This window comes from Bacteroides parvus (genome assembly GCF_017309675.2).
In the GTDB taxonomy this organism is placed as follows: domain Bacteria; phylum Bacteroidota; class Bacteroidia; order Bacteroidales; family Bacteroidaceae; genus Bacteroides; species Bacteroides uniformis.
The window spans coordinates 2,672,094-2,697,686 of record NZ_CP084680.1 but is presented as its reverse complement, the minus strand read 5'-3'; the positions used below and the strand labels follow the sequence as shown (position 1 = coordinate 2,697,686).

Annotated in this window: 19 protein-coding genes and 1 tRNA gene; 2 read left to right on the top strand and 18 right to left on the bottom strand. The window is 46.9% G+C overall.

All coding sequences use genetic code 11. The features are described from left to right. Nucleotides 1-59: 59 nt before the first annotated feature. The 3 genes from JXR92_RS10825 to JXR92_RS10815 all read right to left on the bottom strand — a co-directional run bounded on the left by JXR92_RS10825 (nucleotide 60) and on the right by JXR92_RS10815 (nucleotide 2,562). Entirely contained in the window at nucleotides 60-623 is a 564-nt protein-coding gene (locus tag JXR92_RS10825; RefSeq protein ID WP_117951893.1) for a nitroreductase family protein, read from the bottom strand. 60 nt (nucleotides 624-683) lie between these two features. After that, entirely contained in the window at nucleotides 684-1,808 is a 1,125-nt protein-coding gene (locus JXR92_RS10820) for an HpaII family restriction endonuclease (RefSeq protein ID WP_138345518.1), read from the bottom strand. Nucleotides 1,809-1,965: 157 nt separating this feature from the next. Then, nucleotides 1,966-2,562, bottom strand: a complete 597-nt coding sequence (locus JXR92_RS10815; protein WP_098032059.1) for an IMPACT family protein — start codon at nucleotides 2,560-2,562, stop codon at nucleotides 1,966-1,968. A gap of 130 nt (nucleotides 2,563-2,692) precedes the next feature. Between JXR92_RS10815 and JXR92_RS10810 the strand changes: the two genes are divergently transcribed. Next, a complete protein-coding gene (locus JXR92_RS10810) occupies nucleotides 2,693-3,844 on the top strand; it encodes a glycerate kinase family protein (protein ID WP_138345520.1) in 1,152 nt (383 codons plus the stop codon). On the opposite strand, the gene JXR92_RS10805 is transcribed toward JXR92_RS10810, so the two are convergent. The 12 genes from JXR92_RS10805 to ettA form a co-directional block, all read right to left on the bottom strand. Then, a complete protein-coding gene (locus tag JXR92_RS10805) occupies nucleotides 3,841-5,181 on the bottom strand; it encodes an MATE family efflux transporter (RefSeq protein ID WP_117600579.1) in 1,341 nt (446 codons plus the stop codon). The genes JXR92_RS10810 and JXR92_RS10805 overlap by 4 nt on opposite strands. A 109-nt stretch (nucleotides 5,182-5,290) precedes the next feature. Beyond that, nucleotides 5,291-5,473 (bottom strand): hypothetical protein, encoded by a 183-nt coding sequence (locus JXR92_RS10800; RefSeq protein ID WP_005828120.1) that lies wholly within the window; start codon nucleotides 5,471-5,473, stop codon nucleotides 5,291-5,293. A 64-nt stretch (nucleotides 5,474-5,537) separates the two neighbouring features. After that, entirely contained in the window at nucleotides 5,538-5,939 is a 402-nt protein-coding gene (locus tag JXR92_RS10795) for an FKBP-type peptidyl-prolyl cis-trans isomerase (protein WP_008663162.1), read from the bottom strand. Nucleotides 5,940-5,957: 18 nt separating this feature from the next. Continuing rightward, nucleotides 5,958-6,533 carry a flavodoxin family protein gene (locus JXR92_RS10790; RefSeq protein WP_061412868.1) on the bottom strand — a complete coding sequence of 192 codons (576 nt, stop codon included), beginning with the start codon at nucleotides 6,531-6,533 and terminating at the stop codon, nucleotides 5,958-5,960. A gap of 134 nt (nucleotides 6,534-6,667) precedes the next feature. Further along, the gene (locus JXR92_RS10785) at nucleotides 6,668-7,915 is read right to left on the bottom strand and encodes a DUF1015 domain-containing protein (protein WP_117600580.1); all 1,248 of its coding nucleotides are present in this window, start codon (nucleotides 7,913-7,915) and stop codon (nucleotides 6,668-6,670) included. Nucleotides 7,916-7,962: 47 nt separating this feature from the next. Beyond that, a complete protein-coding gene (locus JXR92_RS10780) occupies nucleotides 7,963-8,886 on the bottom strand; it encodes an NAD(P)-dependent oxidoreductase (RefSeq protein ID WP_117600581.1) in 924 nt (307 codons plus the stop codon). A 110-nt stretch (nucleotides 8,887-8,996) separates the two neighbouring features. Then, nucleotides 8,997-10,064, bottom strand: coding sequence for a 3-phosphoserine/phosphohydroxythreonine transaminase (gene serC / locus JXR92_RS10775; RefSeq protein ID WP_005828105.1), 1,068 nt, complete (start codon nucleotides 10,062-10,064; stop codon nucleotides 8,997-8,999). Between the two features lie 274 nt (nucleotides 10,065-10,338). Beyond that, nucleotides 10,339-11,676 carry a DEAD/DEAH box helicase gene (locus JXR92_RS10770; protein ID WP_138345523.1) on the bottom strand — a complete coding sequence of 446 codons (1,338 nt, stop codon included), beginning with the start codon at nucleotides 11,674-11,676 and terminating at the stop codon, nucleotides 10,339-10,341. Between the two features lie 147 nt (nucleotides 11,677-11,823). After that, the gene (locus JXR92_RS10765; protein ID WP_005828102.1) at nucleotides 11,824-13,113 is read right to left on the bottom strand and encodes a DNA/RNA non-specific endonuclease; all 1,290 of its coding nucleotides are present in this window, start codon (nucleotides 13,111-13,113) and stop codon (nucleotides 11,824-11,826) included. 97 nt (nucleotides 13,114-13,210) lie between these two features. Beyond that, nucleotides 13,211-15,703 (bottom strand): choice-of-anchor J domain-containing protein, encoded by a 2,493-nt coding sequence (locus JXR92_RS10760; RefSeq protein WP_226791141.1) that lies wholly within the window; start codon nucleotides 15,701-15,703, stop codon nucleotides 13,211-13,213. 12 nt (nucleotides 15,704-15,715) lie between these two features. After that, the gene (locus JXR92_RS10755) at nucleotides 15,716-18,463 is read right to left on the bottom strand and encodes a TonB-dependent receptor (protein ID WP_005828100.1); all 2,748 of its coding nucleotides are present in this window, start codon (nucleotides 18,461-18,463) and stop codon (nucleotides 15,716-15,718) included. Between the two features lie 224 nt (nucleotides 18,464-18,687). Then, nucleotides 18,688-20,385: an energy-dependent translational throttle protein EttA gene (ettA, locus tag JXR92_RS10750; protein WP_005828098.1), complete on the bottom strand. Its 1,698-nt coding sequence runs from the start codon at nucleotides 20,383-20,385 to the stop codon at nucleotides 18,688-18,690. Nucleotides 20,386-20,524: 139 nt separating this feature from the next. Between ettA and JXR92_RS10745 the strand changes: the two genes are divergently transcribed. After that, nucleotides 20,525-20,597, top strand: a tRNA-Lys gene (locus JXR92_RS10745). Nucleotides 20,598-20,921: 324 nt separating this feature from the next. Here JXR92_RS10745 and JXR92_RS10740 read toward each other — a convergent pair. The 3 genes from JXR92_RS10740 to JXR92_RS10730 form a co-directional block, all read right to left on the bottom strand. After that, the gene (locus JXR92_RS10740) at nucleotides 20,922-23,126 is read right to left on the bottom strand and encodes an alpha-galactosidase (RefSeq protein ID WP_138345525.1); all 2,205 of its coding nucleotides are present in this window, start codon (nucleotides 23,124-23,126) and stop codon (nucleotides 20,922-20,924) included. A 100-nt stretch (nucleotides 23,127-23,226) separates the two neighbouring features. Beyond that, the gene (locus JXR92_RS10735; RefSeq protein WP_117600585.1) at nucleotides 23,227-23,988 is read right to left on the bottom strand and encodes an SDR family oxidoreductase; all 762 of its coding nucleotides are present in this window, start codon (nucleotides 23,986-23,988) and stop codon (nucleotides 23,227-23,229) included. 383 nt (nucleotides 23,989-24,371) lie between these two features. Further along, entirely contained in the window at nucleotides 24,372-25,502 is a 1,131-nt protein-coding gene (locus JXR92_RS10730) for a DUF4852 domain-containing protein (RefSeq protein WP_226791139.1), read from the bottom strand. Nucleotides 25,503-25,593: the final 91 nt, after the last annotated feature.

Below are 25,593 nucleotides of genomic sequence, written 5' to 3'. Positions count from 1 at the left end.
TATTTTGCTTCATGTATGATTAATTACCTAACCGCCACCTCTCCTGCGGGTATCTCTGTTTAGCGGATGATGGTCACCGTACCTTCCTTCACCTTTTTCTCCTTCACCGGAGCATCGGCGGGAGCATATCCCAGGGCTGCGCAGCCATATACCTTATGGCTCTCGGGTACACCCAGCTTTGTCAAGAAAGCGCGGACATCGGGGTCGTCGCAGGTCTGCCCCAACTGGTTAATCCAGCAGGAACCGATGCCGAGGGACTTGGCTGCAAGGAAAATGTTCTCCAAGGCGCAGGCACAATCCATACCGGCCCACCACTTGTCCGGCTCATTGGAGACAATGACCAACGTGGGGGCATGATAGTAGCAACAATAAGTCTGGCTGTGTCCACGCTCCCGTGTATGGAGGTCGTCATTCTTGGCAAAGACACCTTTGATTTTATCGTTCAGCTCTTCCAGCACCTCCTTATTCTGGATGGCGGTAAAGTGCCACGTCTCCAAATGCATACCACTGGGAGCATAGGTAGCCGCCTCAAGGATAAGGTTCAAATCTTCTGCGGAAACTTGCTGTTCCGTATAGGCACGGACGCTGCGGCGTGCCTTGATGGTTTGTAATGTCTCGTTCATTTATTTATTTGAGAATTGATAGTTGATAATGCACATCAGTACGTGTTCAGTGGGGCTGTTTCACCGTTTCACCAGCCCAATCTTTACATTCAGCTTGAAGTACCAGACGCCGTTCTCGCGCTCCAAGAAGCCGTATTTATCTTTCTCTACGGCACCTTTCTCCAAACGCGTGTTCTGATAAAGGAAGTCTGCAAAGACTTGCGGACGGGATTTGTGGTAGCAGAGTATCTGCCCGTTGCCGTCCGTCAGGAAGATACCTTCGACGGCAGAGTCCGTACCGTTATAAATTTTGGCAGGACGCATGCCGAGGGCAAGCGCCAGCAAGAACTGCTTCATCTTGAACTCGTAGAAGCGGTGCTTGTTTATCAACTCGTCCTTTATCTTCAACGGATTCATCTCCTTGATGCGCTCCGTCAATTCGCTGATGCGGGTGATACCGTCCAAGTGCATCAAGCGCACCATCTCGGCAAGCATGCGAGGGAAGTGGAGGTCTATCATCAGCAAGTTGCAACGGAACACGCGGTCGGCAACGTCGGCATACTTCAGCACGCCACCCAGTCGCTCAATCATCATCATGCGTTCTGCCACTTCCGTAGGAGATTCCGGCAGGGCATTCACCTTGTTCACCATGGGCACGGCAAACTTGACACCGCTTTGCTCCAGCTTCAGATTCGCCGTGCGCCCTCCGTCCAGCAACGGATTCATCGGGGCGAGACGACAACGGACATTGAAGCCCGTCAGAGGTGCTTCGGGATGCCAGAAGGCAACGGAGAAGTCGGTACGGTCCTCCGTCTTTGCTTCCAGGTCGAAGATGTTGACAGCATCCAAAAAGGCTTCCAAACCTTCGGACACTTCCACTTCCTCGCCCGAAACGTTCTTCAACAGATGCAGAACCAACTCTGCCGCATCACCAAAGTCTTCGCGGGGGAAACACAGTTCCTCCTTCTCGCCCGGAACAAACGAACCGTCCTTCCCGGTAGTTCCGCTGACAATGCGCACTTCCTGCGCTTCGATATAGTAACGGCGCGTACCGTCATGCTCTTCCCTCTGTATCAAGGCAACGGGCCAGCGCAGAGTTTCGTCTTTTTCAGCTTTCGGTGTACCCAATGACACGGCTCCATCCGCCAGCAGGCGAAAGAAGGTGTAGAGCTCACCCAGTTCTCTTTTTGTTGCACTAAATGCCATAAATTTTCTTTTGTTTAAAGGAGGGAGTCAGCCTTTCATAAGGAGTGATGCCGTTTCCGCAAAGAAAACAGTCTGTTCCGAAGGACAAAACAACTTGTTCCGTTAAAGGAAACGAACAATTTCCCTATTAAAAGGGGCTCTTATCCCATTTGTTGTATTATTCAAACCTTAATGTTTCTACTTTCTCCAACCGTGCCCGCAACTTCGGCATCATGGACTGACGGATGCGGAGCGTCATACGGCAGTCCATATCATACGACTGTTCCAGAATTTCCGGCTCCTCCTCCTTCACCACCCGCATCACATCGTTCATGAAGGGGTATTCGAAGAGAAAAGTCACTGCCTCATCTACCGTCTTTTCAATGATGGTGGCAGCGGCAATGGCTTCGGCAGCGGCAGCCTTATAGGCTACAATCAGTCCGCTCGTACCCAATTTGATACCGCCGAAGTAGCGCACTACGATGACGAGAATATCCGTCAGTTCGTTGGAATTGATTTGTCCCAGAATCGGCTTGCCTGCCGTGCCCGAAGGCTCCCCGTTGTCGTTGGCACGGAAGTCCTTCCGCTCATGGCCCAGCATGTAGGCGTAGCACACGTGGCGGGCGTCGTAGTATTTCTTCTGGTAAGTTTCCAGATGCGCCTTCACCTCCTCTACTGTACGCACCGGCAGGGCGATGGCAATGAACTTGCTGCGCTTTTCAGTGTAAATGCCCTCGGAAAGGGCAACGATGGTTTTATACGTATCTTCGTTCATGCTGCAAAGATAATGCAAACTGAAGACAGAACTTTCATGCTTGCATGAAAAAGAAATGAAATTTTGTATATACCTTTGCAATTGTACAACTTGTCATCCGAAGCATGACGAAACTATAAAAAACGTATTTATGAAAAAGATAGTAATTGCCCTTGATTCCTTTAAAGGCTGCCTCACCTCGACAGAAGCAGGAGAAGCTGCCGCCCAAGGGGTACATGCCGCATGTCCCGAATGCCAGACCATCGTGCTCCCCGTGGCCGACGGTGGAGAAGGCATGCTCGACGTCCTACTTGCAGCCAGTAACGGAAAACGTATCACCGTCCGTGCCCACGACCCGTTGATGCAACCATGCGATGCCAGTTACGGCATCTCCGGAGACGGCAATACCGCATTCGTAGAAATGGCTGCCATCAGCGGCCTGCCACTGGTTCCTGCCGACAAAAGGAATCCGATGAAAACCACCACCTTCGGAACGGGCGAACTGATACACGATGCCTTGGAACGGGGATGCCTCCGTTTCGTCATCGGACTTGGAGGGAGCGCCACGAACGATGCCGGTCTGGGAATGCTGCAAGCATTGGGATTCCGTTTCTTCGATAAAGAAGGACACGAAGTGGGAAGCATGGAAAAAGGCATCGCCCTATGCGGTGCCCTTCTATCGGAAATCAGCTCCATAGACAGCTCTTCTGCCCATCCCGCACTGAAAAAGGCATGTTTCACGACGGCGTGTGATATACGCAATCCTTTCTTCGGTCCCAATGGAGCAGCCCACGTATTCGCTCCCCAAAAAGGAGCAGACGCGGATATGGTGAAGGAACTGGATATTGCCATGCAGCATCTTTCGGACGTCATATTCCACACTACCGGCAAAGACGTATCCTTGCATCCCGGTGCCGGTGCGGCAGGTGGTATGGGGGGCGGTCTCCACGCATTTCTGGATGCACAGTTGAAACCCGGCATAGAGCTTCTTTTGGAAACTCTGAACTTTGCAGAAAAGATTAAGGATGCCGACCTCATCATCACCGGAGAAGGGAAATCGGACCGGCAGACTCTCATGGGGAAAGTGCCTTCGGGCATCTTGCAGGAAGCAAGAAGGCAACATATTCCCGTCATCCTGCTGGCAGGAGCGATAGAGGATGCCGGGATACTGAATGCAGCCGGATTCCGGGGCGTATTCTCCATTACCCCCTCTCCCGTCTCTTTGGAGCAGGCCATGCAGCCTGAATTTGCTCAAGAAAATATCCGAAGGACAGTGGAGCAAATTTGCCGGATTTTCTTTTAACTCCCTCTAACTCTTTTAACATACCGATAGCACCAGATACCGACCACGTCGGCAATCAGCCAGCCGATGGGAATGGACCACCAGATGCCCGTCACCCCAATCTCAGGTATCGAAGCAAGCCAGTAAGAAAGAACGACACGGGTGCCCAGCGACAGCACGGTCAGCACAACAGACATGCCCGGCATACGGATGGCTCGGTAGTATCCGTACAGCAAAAACAAGATGCCGATGCCACAGTAGAAAGCACCTTCGATGCGTAGGTACGCCACTCCCACCGCAATAATCTCCGTTTCGTCCGGACGGACAAAGATAAGCATCAACGGTTTGGCAAAGATGAAAACCAATACGGACACAAGGAGCGAAAAAACAACAGTCGTGACAAATGCACTGCGAACACCCCGGTGGATACGGTCGTAACGTGCTGCCCCAAAGTTCTGTGCAATGAAGGTGGAAAAGGCGTTCCCAAATTCCTGCACGGGCATATAGGCGAAAGAGTCAATCTTCACAGCTGCCGCAAAAGCTGCCATTACCGCTGTTCCAAAGCTGTTGACAAGCCCCTGTACCATCAGGATTCCCAGATTCATCACCGACTGTTGGATGCAAGTCAGTGTAGAGAAGGAAGCTATTTCCTTCAAGCAAGTACGGTCAAAACATATGTCTTCATGATGCCATCGCAGTTCCGGACGCCTTCTGTAAGTATAAATGATGATGCCCAGAGCAGCTACTCCTTGAGCGAGGACAGTGGCCGAAGCCGCACCCTGAATCCCCCAATCCAGTTGTAGGATAAAAAACAAGTCGAGCGCTATATTCAGAACGACAGAAACTGCCAGAAACCAAAGCGGAGTGACAGAATCCCCTACTGCACGCAGCAGAGATGCGTAGAAGTTATAGATAAAGGTGAAAACTATACCGCAGAAGATTATCCACAAGTAGCTGCGCATCATGCCGTATATGTCTTGCGGAACCTGCAACAGCCGGAGAATAGGATTGAGCCAGATAAAAACGGCTACATTCAGTATCAGTGTCACGATACCTATCAGTACAAACGAACTGAATATGCTACGACGCAGTGCTACATAGTTTCCGGCGCCATAATGTAGGGAGAATACGGTACCACTGCCCATCGCCAGTCCCAGCAAAACGGATATCAGGAAAACCATCAATGTGTATGCCGAACCGACCGCCGCCAACGCCCCTGCACCAATGCATTGGCCTACAATGAGCGTATCTGCAATGTTGTAGCATTGCTGCAAAAAAGACCCTACCATCATGGGTAGGGTAAAATGTAATAAAGTACCGGTTATGCCTCCTTGTGTGAGGTCTCCTTTCCGTAGCATCCTGCTTTTGTTTTTAAGAGTTTCATTTCCGGGTACAAAGATACAAAACCCTCCAACAAATCATCTGGACTCGACGAAGAAAGAGGCATGTAATAAAAAAAGCAGAGGGTTAACCTCTGCTCTCCATACTGTTTTTGTCAGGATTCAGAATCTTTACGACCTGACGAACATCTCTCTTGTCTGCATTACCGTAAAGGCCAATCTGTTGTCCGGGTACTGTTCCCTTTTCATGTTCTGCCTGGGACAATGCTACTTTCGGGTCAATATGCCCTGCTTTCTTATCTATATTCATACCTATTGAGTTTTTCTAAATTCTTATATGAGAACAAGATAAAAAAGCAAATTGTTCAGCAGTGTCACGAGATATTTAGTAATTCCACTTCAAATATCAGTGTGGAATACGCCGGAATGGGTCCACTGGTACGTGTACCGTATCCCATGGTGTAAGGGATATATACAATCCAACGACTTCCGGGATGCATTCGTAGCAAGGCAATCTGCCAGCCCTCAATCACTTCATTCAGACGAAAAGCCTCCGGACAATTCCGTTTCCACGAATTATCGAACTCACGCCCATTGATAAGAGTGCCTTTATAATGCACAGATACTACACTGTTGAGACGTGGTGTCGGACCGTCTCTGCCTTCCTCCAATACCCGATAAAGTATGCCGCAAGGCAATTCCTTGATTCCTTCTGCCGTACGCAATTGCTCCAGAAACTGTTCGTTCTGCAATTTATATTCTTCTTTTCTACTCATATTGACTTTTTCAATACTTTACAATAATTTGTGCACTGCTTTCTTGCAGTTCCGCATATCCTTTTCCGTCAGCTCAGGATGCTTCTTAGTACCTCCCCTCTCAATGGTTTTCACAATCTTGAAACCACTCCATTTCAGAATCTCCCTGAAAGCTTTCACCACACCGTGCGTCTGATTATAGAGAATATTGAAAGGATAAGGGGTAGTACAAGTGCTTACCACAATCGCTTTCTTGCCCTTATGAAGCGGAAGGGGCATTCCCCAGGAGTTCTCTCCCATCATACCGTAAACCATACGGTCGAAAAGCACTTTCACTTCTCCCGGCATGTTTCCCCAATAGCAAGGGGCACCGATTATCACTGCATCGGCTTCTTTCATAGACTGCAACACTCTCTGTGCGCCATCCTCGGGCAAACAACACTTCAATGAACTGCGGCACTTCATGCAACCGATGCAGGGATGCACCTGCAACCGCGGAACGTCTATATAAACAGTCTCAGCTCCGCAACCTTCAAGTTCCCGCTTCATCAGCTCCAACATTTTCGATATGTTGCCATGACGGCGAGGACTGCCGTTAAGAATCAATACCTTCATTGTATACTCTCAATTTTTCGGCAAAGGTCGGCATTTTCTACATAATAACCTTACTTATTATTCTGTTTTAATCCGAAAAAAACAGGGATGTCTTTTAGTGGAAGACATCCCCGTTTCAGTTTATATCAATTCATTTAGTCCAGTTTATGAATCACCAGTCCCGAACGCAACTTCGGCTCAAACCAAGTTGTCTTGGGAGGCATGATGTTGCCCGTATCGGCAATATCCATCAGTTGCTTCATGGAAACGGGATAGAGGGCCAATGCCACTTTCATCTCACCGCTGTCCACCCGCTTCTTCAACTCTCCCAAACCACGGATGCCACCTACAAAGTCGATACGCTTATCGGAACGGAGGTCTTTGATGCCAAGCACTTCATCCAGTATCAGATTAGAGGAGATGGTTACATCCAGTACACCAATGGGGTCGTTATCATTATAAGTACCCGGTTTGGCAGTAAGGCTGTACCACTTTCCGTCCAGATAGAGGGAGAAGTTATGCAATCCGGACGGCTTATAGATGTCCTCACCTTTCTCCTCCACGATGAAATTCTTGCCCACAGCGGTCAGGAACTCTTCGGGAGTCATACCGTTCAAGTCCTTCACCACCCGGTTATAGTCAATAATAGTCAACTGGTTGGCAGGGAAGCACACGGCCATGAAGTAATTGTACTCTTCGTCACCACGGTGATTGGGGTTTTGCTTGGCTTTCTCCGCACCCACCAAAGCGGCAGCGGCACTGCGATGATGCCCATCGGCAATGTAGAGGGCGGGCATCTTGGCAAACTCCTTGGTTATGGCATCAATATCCTCCTGCTTGTCTATAATCCAGAAGGTATGACCGAAACCGTCACCCGGAGCGATAAAGTCGTATACCGGTTTCCCCGCTGTATAACGGGAAATGATGGCATCCAGCGCAGCGTTATCGGGATAGGCAAAGAATACGGGTTCAATATTGGCATTGTTCACGCGGACATGCTTCATACGGTCCTCCTCTTTGTCACGACGAGTCAACTCGTGCTTCTTGATAACACCGTTCATATAATCGGGAACATAGGCACCAACAACAAGACCGTACTGTGTCTTGCCGTTCATGGTCTGGGCATAGATGTAATAGTTTTCTTTATCATCCTGCACCAGCCAGCCTTTCTCTTGGAACATACGGAAGTTCTCTGCAGCTTTCCGATAAACACGTTCGTCATGTTCATCCGTACCGACGGGAAAATCTATTTCCGGCTTGATGATATGATATAGGGACTTCTCATTACCTTCCGCTTCTGCACGTGCTTCTGCAGAATTCAATACGTCGTAAGGACGGGACGCTACTTGTTCCACCAAATCCTGAGGGGGACGAATCCCCTTAAAGGGTTTAATTATAGCCATAAGAGAGTGTTTTATATGGATTATTGAGAATAGTCTTACTATTCATCTCATTTCTTATTTACGCGGAACTTCTCGCAACCGTCTTTCAGGAAGCCTACAATCTGCTTGGCAGCGGCAATACCTGCGTTGATATTGGCTTCGGCAGTCTGGGCCCCCATCTTTTTCGGTGTAGAGAAATAACGTCCGGCAAACTTGGCTGCAAATGTTTCATTGGCAGCAGGCATAATGTCGGTCATGTATTTCAAGTCGGTGCGCTCTTCCATCAGCTGGATAAGCTCGGCTTCATTGATGACTTCCTTACGGGCTGTGTTCACCAGCAGGCCACCTTTCGGCATTTTGTTCACCAATGCATAATTGATGGAATTCTTCGTTTCGGCAGTTGCAGGAATATGCAGGGAAACGACATCGCAAGTAGAGTAAAGCTCTTCGGCAGAACCCACAGCCTTCACTCCATCCTTCTCGATTACTTCTTTCGGGCAGAAAGCGTCGAACGCATAAATCTCCATACCGAAGCCTTTGGCAATACGGGCTACGTTGCGCCCCACGTTACCATAAGCGTGGATACCCAGTTTCTTGCCCATCAGTTCCGTACCGGAAGTACCGTTATACATATTACGGACAGCCATCACCATCAAGCCGAAAGCCAACTCGGCCACAGCATTGGAGTTCTGTCCCGGAGTATTCATTACACATACATTGTGGGCAGTAGCTGCTTCCAGGTCCACATTGTCATAACCGGCACCGGCACGCACCACAATCTTCAGTTCCTTGGCGGCATCCAGCACTTCAGCATCAATGATGTCACTGCGGATAATGATAGCGTTGGCATCTTTCACAGCCTCCAGCAGCTTGGCTTTTTCACCATATTTTTCCAGCAACACGAGTTCGTAACCTGCTGCTTCTATTTCTTTACGGATACCGTCTACTGCCACTTTGGCAAACGGTTTGTCTGTTGCAACTAATACTTTCATAATTTCATGATATTAAAAAGACTCACCACAGATGACACAGATTATCACAGAGTTTAATCATAAAAACAATCTGTGCAAATCTGCGTAATCTGTGGTGAAAAACAATATTATTAATGAAGTTTCTCAAATTCCTGCATGCAGTCAATCAAAGCCTGCACGCTTTCCTTTGGCATGGCATTATAGCAGGATGCACGGAATCCACCTACAGAACGGTGTCCCTTGATACCTACCATACCTCTTTCGGTAGCGAACTTCAAGAAGTCAGCTTCCAATTCCTTGTATTCGGGAGCCATCACAAAGCAGATGTTCATGCGTGAACGGTCTTCTTTGGCAGCCGTACCCACAAACATTTTGTTACGGTCAATTTCAGCATACAGCATATCGGCCTTTTCGATGGCACGGCGTTCCATTTCCTTCACGCCACCCTCTGCCTTAATCCAGCGCAATGTCTGCAGGGCTGCATAGATGGGGACAACGGGAGGAGTATTGAACATAGAGCCGCTATCCACATGCGTCTGATAGTTCAGCATGGTCGGGATATAGCGGGATACCTTACCCAGCGCGTCATTCTTCACGATGACGAATGTAACACCGGAAGGAGCCAGATTCTTCTGCGCACCACCATAGATACAGATATATTTGGATACGTCGATAGGACGGGAGAAAATATCAGAAGACATATCGGCCACCATCGGAACGTTTACGTCCAAATCCTCTTTCAGTTCCGTACCGTAGATTGTATTGTTGGTAGTGATGTGGAAATAGTCTGCATCAGCAGGCACTGTATAGTCCTTCGGAATATAAGTATAAGTAGATTCAGCGGAAGAAGCGACTTCAACTACTTCACCGAATGCCTTAGCTTCTTTCATGGCTTTTTTGGCCCATACACCCGTATTCAGGTAAGCAGCTTTCTTTTCAAGGAAGTTGAAGGGTACCATGCAGAATTCCAAACTGGCACCACCGCCCAAGAACAGTACCGAATATCCTTCGGGGATATTGAGCAATTCTTTGAATAATGCCACAGCTTCGTCCACAACGGGTTGGAAGTCTTTGGCACGGTGGCTGATTTCCATCAGTGAGAGGCCTGAGCCATTGAAATCAAGAATAGCCTGTGCCGTATTCTCAATCACCTCACGAGGAAGGATAGAAGGTCCTGCATTGAAATTATGCTTTTTCATTTGAAGTTTGTTTTGGTTATACAATTTCGTTCATTAATGTCTTTCGACTTTGCGAAATTACGGAAATATTTCTTCAAAACAAACCTTTCCTGATGAAATTCTATTTTTAAGCCGCATTTAGCTTACTTTTTAATGGTTTATACAAGATATATGCACCATTTTGTTATCTTTACTTATCAAGGATAATACTTTTAGAGAAACTAAAAGCAAGGCGGTTTCATTACTTCATATTCAAAAGAATAAGCGCAAATAAAATGAATATTTATAAGATAAATCACTTTGCTTCCTCGATAACAGTTTTCATTCCCTTGATTTTTTCACCGCGTACCAGCGTCAACAATTGTTTCATTTTACTGCGGCGCACGGCTACAAAGGCATAGTGTTCCTTTACATCCACCTGCCCGACGTCTTCACGTGCCATCCCTCCTTTTTTATACAAGAAGCCGACAATATCTATCTTGTTCAACTTATCCTTTTTCCCTTTACCTATATATAAGGTAGCCCATCGGGGCTTGGCCGGTTTGGGAAGCGTCTCCGGAAACTCGTACATTGCGATGTCTTCAGAAATGTACTCGGGTACCCGCTCCTCGACATGCAGAACAAGATATGCATTTCCCGATGCCTCCCAGCGGGCAGTACGTCCATTACGGTGTGTATAGGCTTCCTCGTTTACGGGAGGATGGTAATGCACCACATTCTCAATACCCGGAATATCCAGTCCGCGGGCGGCAAGGTCTGTAGATATCAGTACGGCGCAACTGCCATTGCGGAACTTGTAAAGCGCACGTTCGCGGTCGGGCTGCTCCATACCGCCATGGAACATGTCGCAAGGGAACTTCCTGGCTTGCAGGTACCCGGCAACACGCTCCACGCTTTCACGATAATTGCAGAATACCAAAGTGGAATGATAGCCGAGGGTACAAAGCAGGTTATAGAGGGTTTCCAGTTTGTCCTTCTCCGGAGAAACGACCTTATGCAGCCGCAGACGCGGAGCAAGGGCTTCCGGAGCAAGAAAATCAAGCTTCATGAGCCGGAAGCCGGAAGACGGGGAATCACCTCCTACTCCGGCAAATTGCGGTATTTCCTCTGCATCGGTGGCCGAGAGAAGCACACGCTTTTTCAGTGAGGGAAGCTGCCCGATAACCTCTGCCATCTCGTCATGGAAACCGAACTCAAGACACTTGTCGAATTCATCTATCACCAGAGTGACGACAGTGGCGGCATTGAAATTCTCTTTCCTCAAATGGTCGCTCATACGTCCCGGAGTACCGATAATGACGGCGGGATGAATGCCTTTCATTGTCCGGTGTTCTTCCATAGCAGGGCGTCCGCCATAGCAGCTCATAGCCTTGAAAGGAGTTCCCATAGACTTGAACACAGTTTCTATCTGCAAAGCCAATTCGCGTGAAGGTACTAGTACAAGAGCCTGCACACCTTGTATATCCGCTTTCAAGGTCTGTACCAGCGGAAGGAGAAAAGCCAGTGTCTTACCCGAACCGGTAGGCGAAAGAAGCACTAAATCTTGGGCTGATTGATAGGCTTCCTTAGCAGCCTCCTGCATCGGAGTAAGTTCTTGTATCTTCAAATTATGAAGTATATCCGAAAGTTCCATGAATATCTCTTTTTTTAATCAATATGCAAAGATACAGATAAGAAGTCAGTTTCCATCAAAACGAAAACAGCTTTTAAGAAAGCTACCTAAATCATGGCATGCCCGTCATACTAAAAGGGGAGACTCTCCTTATAGTTTCTGAAGCTTTTACCAAGCCCAATCGTCAGCACTATAAGTAGCTTCTACAGTCTTCTCTATCTCATTAGGCAGGTTACAGAAGAAGTCGATACCAGTTTCGTACTCCAAATTTTTAATAGAAACGGCATAAACCATAAATTCATCTTTTCCAGGTTTTTCTGGCAATAATTCAGAATGAGGGACTAAAAAAGCGATAGTATGATAAACCCCTGCCTTCTCGCTCAACAGAGCCATGTAATAATAGCTGGGGCAAATGAGTCCGCCAAGTGTCAGCCCGTCGGCATTGGTGGTGGGATAAAGCCCGTCATTGGCTTTCTTCACACCTGTGAAATTGGTAAGCAAACGGTCAGTAGTACCACCTTTCACGACATAAAGTTTGTCGTATGTGCCATTGATGGTGGAACGTCCCCAAGTCTGCACCTGCTTCTCAAGAGCCGCCCAATACTTTTGATTGAAACTCCCTATCTGTGGCGAGATATTACTGTAGTAGAAGGTCTGCTTATTGGCACTTTTACTGTACACACGGTCTTCGCTGGCACAAAGATGCCCCTTGTCGTACCCATCGCTCTTATGCATGGATTCAGTCACCTCCACGCTGTTGTCAATATTGGGGTCGTCTTGATTCCACTCGTTGGCACGCTTCACGTTGTCTTGCGCAGTAATCGGGTCGAAACTGAATGCCACCCAAGCCGAATGCTTCTTGGAAGCGATGTATTCCAAAGAGAAATTGAGTACCTGCCCGGCACCTTCCTCATCAGACACGCCTGCATAGTATTCAATATATTGATTGGTTGCATTGAGAGCTGGGATTTCAAGATTGTCTGCTTTATTGTTATCAGCAATATTGGCATTTTTCACATCTATATCCTCAGAAGCCACATACTCTATGCCCACTTCATTACCGTGAATATAGGCCACGCGGAGCTTGCCCATCTGATAATGATTGTAGCGGTTGAAACGCACCCAATAGCACGTAGAGGGTTTCACCTCAACGCTTTCGCTGAAAGCATCGGCAGACGGAACAACAGTAAGCCCTTCCAGCGACTCACTATTAACAGGAGCAAATGCGTAATTACGCCCGGTAAAAGCTTTGGACTGGATATAGAAAGGGGTGCCGATAGCCTTGGGCTTATACACGTTGAAACCATTGTCGCTCGACTCATAGCCCTTCATCACGTAAGTATCCGAACCTTGCTCGGTAGGTATTATCTCGGGAATGAGCGAAGCCTCTGAAGAATCATCACATCCAGCCAGCCAAATTCCGACCAGCAAAAGAAATAAGTAAGACAGTTTTTTCATCTATGTTTCTAAATTTGATTTTACGATACTAAGAATGCAAATGTGGTAATGGACTTTACTGTCCATTACCACATTGTCTATTGCACAACCTCAGGAATTATTCCTTCACCACAAAGTTACTCATGTAGAATGTAGGAGCAAATCCAGGGTCAGTATTACTTGCATAACGGAATGCCACATATACTTTCTTGCCCACATAGTCGGCCATGGAAGTACGCATTTCGATCTCTTTAGAGCTTGTAGGCCACTCGAACGACAACGGATCACTCCAAGCCGCTCCTTGCAATGCTGCAATCTTCTCTTCATCAGTAGCAGTAGAAGCCGCAGGGATATAATTTTCGGATACATGTACAGACACTGCATCCTCAATTTTGCCTCCATACAAATAGTCTGCCGAAGCAGTGAATACCATCTGTGGGGCAATAGCTTCGGTAAGGTCTACCTCACCGGTTACAAGCCATGCCTCCGTATCGCGGTTACGCTGATAATAACCGCTTGCCTTGATACGGGTATAACCTGCACCTGCACTCCATACATAATTCATGCCATCAAGCTTCACATTCACAATCTGAGCATCGTTATGAAGTTCACCAGCAAAGTCATTGCTATAATACTCTTTTGCTTCCATCCATTTGCCGTCAGTCTTCAGGAATGCCATTTCTGCAGTTTCCGTTTCGGTATTCTTCTTCGCCCATGCAGTGCCATCGAAGCCATATTCATCGGCCATCACATCATACTCCTTATTTCCGAAATAAACTACTGCCTTGACATCCCCGCTCTGTGCGTAAGGGAATGCATTCTTCAGATAAACGGGCAATACGGCATCAGCATCGCTCAAATAGTCCGAACCGGTAGAAACATAATCGGCAGGTTGCATCACACGGATACCGATACTTGCGCTTTCTTCGTAGGCAGTCCAAGCCGAACCGTCATACTGATAGAGAGCAGAAGCATTTGGCTTCACGTCTGATGCACGGGTAACGGCACGAGCAGGCATTTCAGCTTCTGATTCAGGAATCTCCTTATAAATATCCACACCCTCATAATACCCTGATACGGTACTTGTAAGTGACATGTTCTTAAACTCTACAGTAGGCGCACACTCTGTAGTACTCTTATAACGGAAAGCAATGGTTATCTTCTTGCCCTCGTAAGCACTCAGGTCAATATCACCGGAATTTACATAATTCCAATTCTTGCCTTCCGGCCATTGAGGTACATTCAGAGCCTTCCATTCAGCAGCAGCCACATCATCCACATAATCTTCCGAAGCCAGCAGTTCAATAAAATCAGCACGATTGTTACCATTCAAGAAATTAATGGCAATATCTACCTTAAGAAGAGGAGCCTTCGCTTTTGCTAAATCTATAATAGGAGAAACCACCCATGCTTCCGATTCAAAATCGCTATCTCCCACATGGGCACTACCCTTCCAACCATATTTGCCATCCACCTTCCATACATTGGACAACGTGCCGGTAAGTTTCACATTCTGAGTAGTGAAACCGCCCTCGTTTCCATTGAACGACTCATTCATATAAATGCCCAACGTAGCATTCGGATAAGAACCGTATGAATAAGAGTTTCCTTTTTCATAGAAATTCAGCTTGATGATTTTGTCCTTTTCCACATTTTTCACATCAAATGCCTTACGGTCATAGTTGTAAGCAAAGCTCCAATCCCCACCCTCGGGTATGGAAGTACCGATGTTGAAGCTGTTAAACGTACCACTCTGATAGATGAACTTGCCATCCGGGCGTTGCATAGTGAAACCTTTTTCCGTAGGAGTAAGTGTCATGATATGATTGGACACATCGCTGGTGATGAAACCATCCGCAATCTCTACCGGTTCACCCTCCATATAACCATACGTCTTATCCGGGTCTTTGAACTGACCGAAAGGAATCCAAGTATTGTCCTTCGTCGGAGCCACAATGACATAATTACCTCCTTCGGCATCAATAGAAGTTACTTTCTGGTATACCATTTTCACTGCACCGCCGCCTGTACTGGGCTCGGTCTCCGACCAAGCGTAATTCACTTGGCACACATCTCCCGTCTTCGGGTTCTTGATACCTTCCTTCAACAAAGCAGGAAGCTTCTTCAACGTAGAAGGGGTGAGATATTTCACTACCATGCTTTCCCCCCATACTGTAGCATAATTGTCAGAAGTAAGGTCGAAAGTCTGAGCTTCGTTTATCTTCGAGAGATATTCAGGTTGCTCCTTGCCGATATTGTACTGTACCAGCACCTTGGAACCATCTGACAGATATGCGTAGAGCGAATCGACAAATGCAGGCAGATAGTCTTCGGGAGCTACCATATCAGTAAACATCTTGGTTTTACCCAGCTGGTTCAATGCCGTAAGATAAGTCTGCCCCTCGGGATCCTTGGCGAGAGCTATCCCTTGGTTCTTCGGCATAGAAGCTATTTTGCCATAATGGGCATCAGCCAATACGAGGGTATCGGTACTGACATCCGTGATGGTTTCTTTTTCATCAAATCCGGGGAAATTATCCTCGTTATAATCGCAGGCCCCGAGTGCAAACAGCGAAGCCAATGCGGTTCCTAATAATATATGTTTTTTCATAAATATGTTCGCTTAGAAATTCAACTTCAATCTTACAGTATAAGTACGTCCCCAACCATAGATAACACGTGTGGCCGTCTCCCAGTCATGGTTACTTCCGTCGCGTGCATCGGCTATATACTCTTGGTTGAACAAGTTGTTCACATTGCCGCTCAGTGTAGCACGAATCTTACCGAAGTCAAAGGTATATCCTGCACTTACATCAAATGTGCTCCATGAAGGAATCTCCCAAGGTTTTTCCACCACGTAAGCCTCTTTTTGAGTGGCTTGGCTCGCATCAATGTCATAATCGGCATAATTGCGTGCAAAGAAGTTCCAGTCTGCATTAAGACGCAAGCCTTTCATTGGGCGGAATGTCACTCCCAAAGCAGCTGTAGTCTGAGCAGAACCGCCCACCTGTACATTATCCATTTCAATGGTATACTTGTACTGATCTACATTACTCATATCTGTCACCACTTCACCACGGCTATTCGCCATAATTTGGCCTTCAGTATTCATCATGAAGCCTTTCGCTGTCCCATTCCAGCGCCAGTCTCCCCAAGAGAACATACCGTTAACTTCCATCCAGCGGAAAGGCTTGGCAATAAAGTCAAGCTCTATACCCATGTGGTTAGCCTGCGCACCGGTCATGTTCATTGTCCAACGCTGAGAAGCCCCGTTTACGTCTTCATAGGATCCGGTATCATATAAAGCCTTGTCTTTCCACATAGTATAATAGGCGTTTACATTGGCTGAGAAATACTGGCTACGATATCCATAACCTAATTCGAAAGAGTAAACTTTCTCATTCTTAGCATCAGGATTACGCTCATGTGAACTCTGAGAATTGATGAAGGTATTATCAAAAATAGGAGCACGGCTGATAAATCCGGTATTGAAGAATACGTTATTGTAATCATCAAGGTTGTAATTCAAACCAGCTTTCACATTGCCTCCCAAATAATGCTTCTTCGAAGACAGCTGTTTGTCACCACTATAATAGAAACGGTCTTTACGCCAATAACTGGTATTTGTAAGACCACCTGAAACAAATGCACTCACTTTATCTTTATTATACTCCAATTGGGCAAAACCACCTTCGTACATCACAAAACCGTCGTAGTCACGACGAATCACATCTCCTACTCCCAACTTCTGGTTTACCCAGGAGGTGACTCCACCATTCACACTATTCTCAGCCAATACACTCTTACGGTTATAAGAGTCTACATAATACTGCCCTCCAAAAAGATCGGTAATGACATTCTTGTGCAAACCTTTATAATAGCGGAAGTCAATACCACCATAGAAATCAAAGTAATCACCAAACTTAGTGGTATAAGTAGAAATCAATCCTGTCCAGAAATGGTCGTTCGAGGCTTTGTTCATAATCATCAGCGAACCTTTATAACCGGGCATTCCACTCACATTCACCGGATTAGTATAGTTATCTGCATTAAGCTTATCCACAGCATCATAATCAAAAGTACCATCAGGACAACGGAACTGAGTGTTCACCGTACCATCACTGGCCGTACCGTACCAAGAGCTGGTGTACCCCGTTACCCCCGTACCACTATAGCCCGCACCAGTACCGATAGACATATAAGCTGCTGTACTGAGGCTTGACTTATGGTTGATTTGCCACAAATGATTAAGAGACATCTGGGGCTTATGGTATTCGTTACGTGAAGAGTTCATCACTTGTCCATTGCGATAACCGAAAGTAGAATTGTAACGATAGGGACTTTCCTCACCCATCCATTGTTTTACACGCTGATACTCCTTGATATTCAAACCATTTGCCATATTACGCTGATTATGCCACTGAGGTGCTCCAAAAGCTGTAAATGAAAGTTGATGGTTGTCATTGATACGTTTTGCAATACTCATGAACCAAGTGTAGGCCTCGGATTCCGTACCTTGAATATAACCGTCGCGTTTATCTCTGGCACCCAATAAAGTAAAGGCCCAACCATCTTTTGTCAGACCGGAAGAGACACTGAACATCACTTTACTGTAGCCGTCATTACCCATGCCGTAAGAGATGAAGCCGCCTTTCTTGGCATCAGTAGTCTTGGTTATAATGTTTTGTGAGCCACCTACTGAAGGAGTTGACACCTTGCTGGCACCAAGTCCACGTTGTACCTGAATACTGCTGGCCACATCAATCAAACCACCCCAGTTACTCATGTATACTTTCTGGTTTTCCATTCCGTTCATGGGTACACCGTTAATCATCATAGCCACATATTCTGACTTAAAACCACGAATCTTTATGTTGGAATCACCAAAGCCACCTCCCTCATTAGAAGCATAAACACCCGGAGTAGATTTCAAGATTTGCGGTAACTCCTGAGAACCTATCTTATCTTCAATAAATACGGGGTCGACAGTAGATACAGCAACCGGAGTCTTGCGTGCCACAGCAATAGACGATGTAATCACTACGTCCTTCAGCATCACAGCATCCGGTTCCATTGGAATAGCACCCAAATCCACAGAAGCGCCCTTCTGCGTGATCTTCTTCTTCTGGTCTTTATAACCCACGTACTTGAATAGTAATGTCGCATTCGAAGCAACGCTTTGCTTGAAATAGCCATCAATGTCGGTCACCGATCCTTGTGTAGTACCTTCCACCATGACGGCAGCACCCACTAACGGTTCACCTGTTTCTGAATCAACAAGCTGACCTCTCACTGTAGTCTGAGCAAATGCAGCGGCACTAAATACCGACAACACTGCAACCAACAGGAATTGAATTAGATGTTTTCTCATAATTCTGTTTTTTGTTAATAGATAGTGTTAATTAAACATTAATTTATGTTTTAAGTCGCAAATATAACTAATAAAAACGAGATTAATGTTATATTTATGTTACATTTTTTGAAGGTAGAAAGGCTTTTTTGAGATATTTTTAAACAAAAAAAGCCCTGCATTCTACAGCAGAGCTTTCGTATTGTCAACAAGTAAAAGAATATACTTTCAAATTCGCACCGAAATCAGTCATTCATAAGCTTTCTATAACGTACACGGGTGGGTTCTTCTTTCCCAAGACGTTTCTGTTTATTTTCCTCATATTCGGAATAAGAGCCCTCAAAGAAGAACACATTGGAGTCTCCTTCGAAAGCGAGGATATGCGTACAGATACGGTCGAGGAACCAACGGTCGTGACTGATGACCACGGCACATCCGGCAAAGTCTTCCAGACCTTCTTCGAGAGCACGGAGCGTGTTCACATCGATGTCGTTGGTGGGTTCGTCCAGCAACAGCACATTACCTTCTTCCTTCAGGCAGAGCGCCAGATGCAGACGGTTGCGCTCACCACCGGAAAGCACTCCGCAGAGCTTCTCCTGGTCGGCACCGGAAAAGTTGAAACGGGACAGATAGGCGCGTGCATTGATGTCGCGTCCACCCATGCGGATCAAATCGTTTCCGCCGGAAATGACCTGATACACGCTCTTGTTGGGGTCGATATCCTTATGCTGCTGGTCCACGTAGGCCACCTTTACGGTCTCCCCTACCTCAAACTCGCCTTTATCTGCCTTTTCCAGCCCCATGATAAGGCGGAAAAGCGTGGTCTTACCGGCACCGTTAGGGCCGATGATACCCACGATTCCGTTGGGCGGAAGCATGAAGTTGAGATCATCAAACAGCAGTTTGTCGCCAAACGCCTTTGCCACATGCTTGGCTTCAATCACTTTATTACCCAGACGGGGACCGTTCGGGATAAAGATTTCCAGCTTCTCTTCCTTCTCCTTCACGTCCTCATTCAGCAATTTGTCGTAGGAGTTCAGACGTGCCTTCCCCTTTGCCTGGCGGGCCTTGGGAGCCATGCGCACCCACTCCAACTCACGTTCCAGCGTCTTGCGGCGCTTGCTGGCAGTCTTTTCCTCCTGCTCCATACGCTTGGTCTTCTGTTCCAGCCAGCTGGAGTAGTTACCTTTCCAGGGAATACCTTCGCCACGGTCCAGCTCAAGAATCCAGCCGGCAACGTGGTCGAGGAAGTAGCGGTCGTGCGTTACGGCAATCACCGTACCCTCGTACTGCTGCAAGTGTTGTTCCAGCCAGTCAATGGATTCGGCATCGAGGTGATTGGTGGGCTCGTCGAGGAGAAGCACGTCGGGCTTCTGCAACAATAGGCGGCAAAGGGCCACACGGCGACGCTCACCACCGGAAAGATGTTCTACGGACTGATCTTCGGGCGGACAACGAAGGGCGTCCATGGCGCGCTCCAGCTTGCTGTCGAGGTTCCAGGCATCGGTCGCGTCGATGATGTCCTGCAATTCGGCCTGGCGGGAGAAAAGCTTGTCCATCTTGTCCTGATCCTCATAATATTCGGGCAAGCCGAACTTCTGGTTGATTTCCTCGTATTCTGCCAGCGCATCCACAATGGGTTGCACACCTTCCATAACAATTTCCTTCACGGTCTTGGTGGGATCGAGGTACGGTTCCTGAGCCAGATATCCCACAGAATATCCCGGCGAGAACACCACTTCGCCCTGATAGGACTTATCCAATCCGGCGATAATCTTCAGCAGGGTCGATTTACCCGAACCGTTCAGACCGATGATACCGATTTTTGCCCCGTAGAAGAACGAGAGGTAAATGTTCTTCAGTACCTGCTTGTTGTTCTGCTGAATGGTTTTATTCAGCCCAACCATAGAAAAGATAATCTTTTTATCGTCTACTGTTGCCATGTATTTAATGATTAACGTTCAGTGATTAATGATTAATATCAAGGGTTAATGGGGACAAAGATAAGAAAAAAGATGGTATTATTTTGCAAATTTCAAAAAAGTATCTATCTTTGCACCCGCTTAACAGCACTAAAGGATTGAATCGCTAGCTCAGCAGGTAGAGCACAACACTTTTAATGTTGGGGTCTTGGGTTCGAGCCCCAAGCGGTTCACAGAGAAAAAAGCCAGAAGGCTACAAACATAAAAAAGTCCTACAATATCAACGTATTGTAGGACTTTTTTATGTTTCCATCTTACCACGAAAAGAAAAGATTGGACATCCAAACAGTGGTACAATTGGTACAGTAGGTACAGCGTCTCTTCTGCTTCACACACATGCGCTTATGTACATTGCTTTATAACGCGTACATTATTTATATACATGCGTGTGTGAGGCAAAAGGACCGCTGTACCCACTGTACCAACTGTACCCATCAACCTCACCTTTACACTGCTCAAGTTCACCTTTACGCGACTAAACCTCACCTTTGTTCACGTCATTTCACCTCTTCCAGATAAAGCACACGGCTCGAATAGTCGTTCTGCTTGTGGTAGTCCACCCTATGGTTGTATGGAATCTCCAGCCCGTTTGCCATAAGGTAGGCACCACTGAAGACCTTTCCTTCGTAGTTCAAGGGAACATTATCTATGCGGTTCAGCTCATGTACTCGGTATTGCTTGTCGGCACAGAGACCGGCCATCTTCACACGCGGCAGATGCTGGTTACAGAAGTGTTCCGTCTTCCACCAATAGAAGACTGCCCTATCCTTCTCTGGAGCCACGTACATTAATGAAGCCACACCCTGCTTGTCATAAGGGGATATCAAGCGGTAGATATCTCCCAATTGTACCACGGGACGAATGGTCTTGTACTCGGCAATGGCATTCTTGCAAAGCGCCTTTTCCTCTTCCGTCATGTTCTTGGGTTGGATTTCCATACCCAGACGGCCACTCATAGCCACATCGATGCGGTACTTCAGAGGGATGGTACGGAATGTCTGATGGTTAGGGGCGGCACTAATGTGCGATGCCATGGCTATGGCGGGGAAGAAATAGGAAGTTCCCCACTGCATATAGACACGTTGCAGGGCATCGGTATTGTCGCTCACCCAGAACTCGTCGAAGTAAGGCAGCACTCCGTAGTTGGCACGGCCACCGCCACTGGCACATGCCTGGATGGTAAGGTCGGGGTATTTGGCACGGATGCGCTGGCACACCTTCTCAAAGCCGCGATGATACTCTATATACATGTGGCTCTGATTTTCTTTGGTCAGGTATTGGGAACCGTGGTTCATGACAGCCATATTGGCATCCCATTTGATATAGTCTATCTCAGGATAAGAAGTCATCAGATTGTCAACAACACCGAACACGAAGTCCTGTACGGCAGGATTGGCAAGGTCGAGCACCACCTGCGTACCGCCGCGTCCCAGTACGAGGTCGCGTTCGGGAGCTTTGAGCACCCAATCCGGATGTTGTTCGTAAAGTTCGCTAGTGGTGTTTGCCATCTCCGGCTCAATCCAGATACCGAACTTGATGCCGCGCTTTTTGGCATCACTCAACAGCCCTTTGACACCGTCCGGAAGCTTGTTCTTGTCCACCACCCAGTCGCCGAGTGATGAACTGTCGTTCTTACGGGGATATTTGTCGCCAAACCAGCCATCGTCCATCACGAACAATTCGCCGCCCATGGAGGCGATGTCCGCCATCATTTGGTCCATACCCTGCTGGTTGATGTCGAAATACACGCCTTCCCAACTGTTCAATAAAATCTTACGGGGAGTAGTGCCGTGTGCCAACTTGTGCAGACGCGCCCAGCGGTGGAAGTTACGGCTGCTGCCACTCAATCCCTCGTTACTATAAGTCAGGGCAAGTTCGGGAGTGCGGAAAAGCTCGTCCTTCTTCAAGGAATAAGCAGAGTTCTCTTCGTTGATTCCGGCAAAGAAATGGTGATATTCATCATCATGCGTCTCGATGCGGAGTTTGTAGTTACCACTGTAACAGAGGGCTGCGCCAATCACGTTACCCATGTTCTCCTGCGGACGGCCGTCAAGGGAGAACATCACTTCCGCATGGTCGGTATGAGAATTTCGCACACCGTCCTTATTCTTGATAACCTTCATGCCCGGAGTGAGAGGTTCCTGCGTCAAAAAGCCCTCATTGGCCCAGGAACCAGAGAGATGGGAGAGCCACACATCGCCGCGGCGAATGGGCAGATAGCCGGAGGCGAACTGATTGAGCACTACCGGCTTCTTCTCCTGATGAGAAATTTCAGTCCAAGATTCTATCACGTCGGCATCTTGCCAGGCTCGGTAGCAGACATTGACAAAAAAGGGATACACTTTGTCTTTCAGCGCCACGACAGTCGTCACGGCATTTCCTTCCTTCTCGGTAGTCACATTCAGCACTTCAAGCTGGAGGGTCATGTTACCGTCAGCATGCTTCACAGCGAGAGCCGTCTCCACGGGGGTATTCAATCCATATTCGGGATAGGCCGTGTGGCCTGCTTCTGCCGTGGCAATATTCAGCAAATCGGTTTCAGAAAGTCTGTTACCATAATACAAGTGTCTCAGTGTACCGCCTTCAGGAGCCGAAAGCACCAAAGAGGTTTTCGGAGTGGATACACATACGTTTTGAGCCAACAAACTGCCGGTCAGCAGCAGTGCTCCAAAAAGGAAATTTGTTCGTTTCTTAAAATTCATGCTTTTCTTGTTTAGATTCTATAATCATTTAGCTGTGGGCAAATGTAGACGTTTCCCCGAAGATAAAATAGTATCATTTTATCATATTCTTATACAAATTCTATTTCCGGCTGACAATTGTCCCGGTAGCCTGGTTGGCAGGCATCACCAGCACTTCCGCAATCTGGATATGCTCGGGGACGGCAGCGGCAAAATAAACCACTTCGGCTATATCGTCACCGGTCAGCGGGCGTATACCTTTATATACATTGTCAGCCGCCTCCCGGTCGCCACGGAAACGGATGACAGAGAAATTGGTTTCCACCAGTCCGGGCTTGACGTTCGTCACGCGTACCGGAGTATCCACCAAGTCGATGCGGAGTCCGTCGGAAAGGGCCTTGACGGCGGCTTTGCAGGCACAGTACACACTGCCGCCCGGATAAGCGTAGTCTCCGGCAATAGACCCCATGTTGATGACATGACCGCGTCCGCGCTCCACCATGCCGGGAACTACGAGGCGGGTCATAGCGAGAAGCGCTTTCACGTCTGTATCAATCACCACATCCCATTCGTCGAGATTACCCTCGTGCTCCTTGTCTACTCCGATGACGAGTCCGGCATTGTTAATCAGTATGTCTATCGCTTTCCACTCCACCGGAAGGGATTCGAGGGCGGCACAAGCAGCCTGCCTATCGCGGACATCAAAAGGAAGCAGATACACATCGGCTCCGAATTTTTCTTCCAATTCTTTCTTTACAGCATTCAGTTTCTCCACATTACGGCCATTGAGTATAAGCCGGTAACCGTTCATGGCAAACTTGCGAGCACAGCCTTCCCCTATTCCGGAGGAGGCTCCGGTGATGAGTACAATTTTCTTTTCCATCGTGTAATAGTTTTTTTATATCAATACTGTCAGCAAAGGTATTACTTATTATTTATTACAATCACATTTTTGAAAAGTCCTTTCTTCTTTTACAACCTCTTGCTTTATAAGTTTATCATCAATAAAAGTAAAAGCTGTTGTTATAATATACCATGTACCTTTGTTTAATTCTTCTTTATAGAAGAGTTTTTCTTTCTCTTGATTGTCTTGTATATAGGATATTTCCTTATTAAAAGGCTTTCCATATCTTTTTATGAAAAGATTTTATCTATACCAATTTTATATTTTCAGAGCTGAATTTACTTATTCGACTGGATGTATAACATGATGTCAGGGCGATTGTTACCAATGTAGTCAGAATGATATTTTTTAGTTTCATATTACTATTTATTGTTCTTTTCAGGTAACGTTTGTGTACCAAGATAATTGTATGTCACTTCTTGTATGTTATAAGGGAAGACATTATAATAACCGTCTGTTTGTACAATTTCCATGTTCAAAGCTTTTTGACCGTATGCTTTACGGAGTGTTGACCACTCGAAATCGAATGAGGTTCCGGGACGCATCACCATGGTACGTTTATCAGGAAGTGATACTGGCTGTTGGAGGATGCGCACATATACATATAGGGTAGCTGTTGGTGGCAAGGTCGCCGAGGTCATTTTACGCATGGTATAGATGCCTTGGGCAATGTTTTTTTTGCAAGGCAGGGTGGTAAATGACGGAGCGTTAGTGAAATGAAAGGCACAAGTTCCCCATAAGCAATAACCTTGTTGGGATAATTCTCTGTTCTGCTTGGTTTCCACATCGACACACGTTAAGCCCGAAATCGGAAAATGCTGTTGATTAATGTCATACATTTGGAGTTCCGAGAAACATTTGATGCGGAACACTTTATTGAAATCTGCCTTTGCTACAGCTTGTTCCAGTTCTTTCCGGTATGTTGTACGGAGTTCTTCCAGTACAAACGGGTCATTGGCTGCTTCTGCATATTGTTTGGGAGCACGGAGAGAGGCATAGGTTTCAACTGATGTTGTGTCGATAGGTTTGCCGTAAAGCTTATGTACGTAGGCGAACAAGATAGCTGGGGTAAGGTCAACAGCTCCATTCATAAGGGAAACATGATGTCCGGACATGATGTTTCCTTTGCTTAAAGCCATGTTTAGATATACGCCGATCTTGAAATCCCCTTGTTCGGCAAAGACTATTTGGGGCGTTTCCGGCTGTTGGTAAATGCCGAACTGTTGATAGAGTTCGGGCTGGTAAGTAGGTATGTCGGTAATGACGGCAGTCCGTCCGGTTGAGTTTTTCGGATCCAGACTGTCGAATTGATTATTAGCGTTTAGCTGCCTAATAAATAGATAGCCCGAAGGCAATGGTTCGCCAATACGGAGCGTGTCGCCTACTTTATAAGTACGACCGTCACAAGCATCAATGCTCTGTTGGGCTTGAAGGGGTTGGCATAACAAACAGACACTGCTTAACAATAAAGCGGTCAAATTCATTCTTTTCATACGTTTTTTTATGCTTAATTCTATAGTTCTCATATTAATAGATTCTTATAATAGTTGCAATGATAATTAGGATAATTGATGCTCGCTGAGG

Excerpts from the sequence above, each read along its gene's own strand:
- JXR92_RS10755 (WP_005828100.1), bottom strand. The coding sequence starts at position 18,463 with ATGAGAAAACATCTAATTCAATTCCTGTTGGTTGCAGTGTTGTCGGTA.
- JXR92_RS10780 (WP_117600581.1), bottom strand. The coding sequence starts at position 8,886 with ATGAAAGTATTAGTTGCAACAGACAAACCGTTTGCCAAAGTGGCAGTA.
- serC (WP_005828105.1), bottom strand. The coding sequence starts at position 10,064 with ATGAAAAAGCATAATTTCAATGCAGGACCTTCTATCCTTCCTCGTGAG.
- JXR92_RS10795 (WP_008663162.1), bottom strand. The coding sequence starts at position 5,939 with ATGAGTAGAAAAGAAGAATATAAATTGCAGAACGAACAGTTTCTGGAG.
- JXR92_RS10765 (WP_005828102.1), bottom strand. The coding sequence starts at position 13,113 with ATGAAAAAACTGTCTTACTTATTTCTTTTGCTGGTCGGAATTTGGCTG.
- JXR92_RS10805 (WP_117600579.1), bottom strand. The coding sequence starts at position 5,181 with ATGCTACGGAAAGGAGACCTCACACAAGGAGGCATAACCGGTACTTTA.
- JXR92_RS10825 (WP_117951893.1), bottom strand. The coding sequence starts at position 623 with ATGAACGAGACATTACAAACCATCAAGGCACGCCGCAGCGTCCGTGCC.
- JXR92_RS10785 (WP_117600580.1), bottom strand. The coding sequence starts at position 7,915 with ATGGCTATAATTAAACCCTTTAAGGGGATTCGTCCCCCTCAGGATTTG.
- JXR92_RS10790 (WP_061412868.1), bottom strand. The coding sequence starts at position 6,533 with ATGAAGGTATTGATTCTTAACGGCAGTCCTCGCCGTCATGGCAACATA.
- JXR92_RS10815 (WP_098032059.1), bottom strand. The coding sequence starts at position 2,562 with ATGAACGAAGATACGTATAAAACCATCGTTGCCCTTTCCGAGGGCATT.
- JXR92_RS10730 (WP_226791139.1), bottom strand. The coding sequence starts at position 25,502 with ATGAAAAGAATGAATTTGACCGCTTTATTGTTAAGCAGTGTCTGTTTG.
- ettA (WP_005828098.1), bottom strand. The coding sequence starts at position 20,385 with ATGGCAACAGTAGACGATAAAAAGATTATCTTTTCTATGGTTGGGCTG.
- JXR92_RS10740 (WP_138345525.1), bottom strand. The coding sequence starts at position 23,126 with ATGAATTTTAAGAAACGAACAAATTTCCTTTTTGGAGCACTGCTGCTG.
- JXR92_RS10770 (WP_138345523.1), bottom strand. The coding sequence starts at position 11,676 with ATGGAACTTTCGGATATACTTCATAATTTGAAGATACAAGAACTTACT.
- JXR92_RS10810 (WP_138345520.1), top strand. The coding sequence starts at position 2,693 with ATGAAAAAGATAGTAATTGCCCTTGATTCCTTTAAAGGCTGCCTCACC.
- JXR92_RS10820 (WP_138345518.1), bottom strand. The coding sequence starts at position 1,808 with ATGGCATTTAGTGCAACAAAAAGAGAACTGGGTGAGCTCTACACCTTC.
- JXR92_RS10800 (WP_005828120.1), bottom strand. The coding sequence starts at position 5,473 with ATGAATATAGATAAGAAAGCAGGGCATATTGACCCGAAAGTAGCATTG.
- JXR92_RS10735 (WP_117600585.1), bottom strand. The coding sequence starts at position 23,988 with ATGGAAAAGAAAATTGTACTCATCACCGGAGCCTCCTCCGGAATAGGG.
- JXR92_RS10760 (WP_226791141.1), bottom strand. The coding sequence starts at position 15,703 with ATGAAAAAACATATATTATTAGGAACCGCATTGGCTTCGCTGTTTGCA.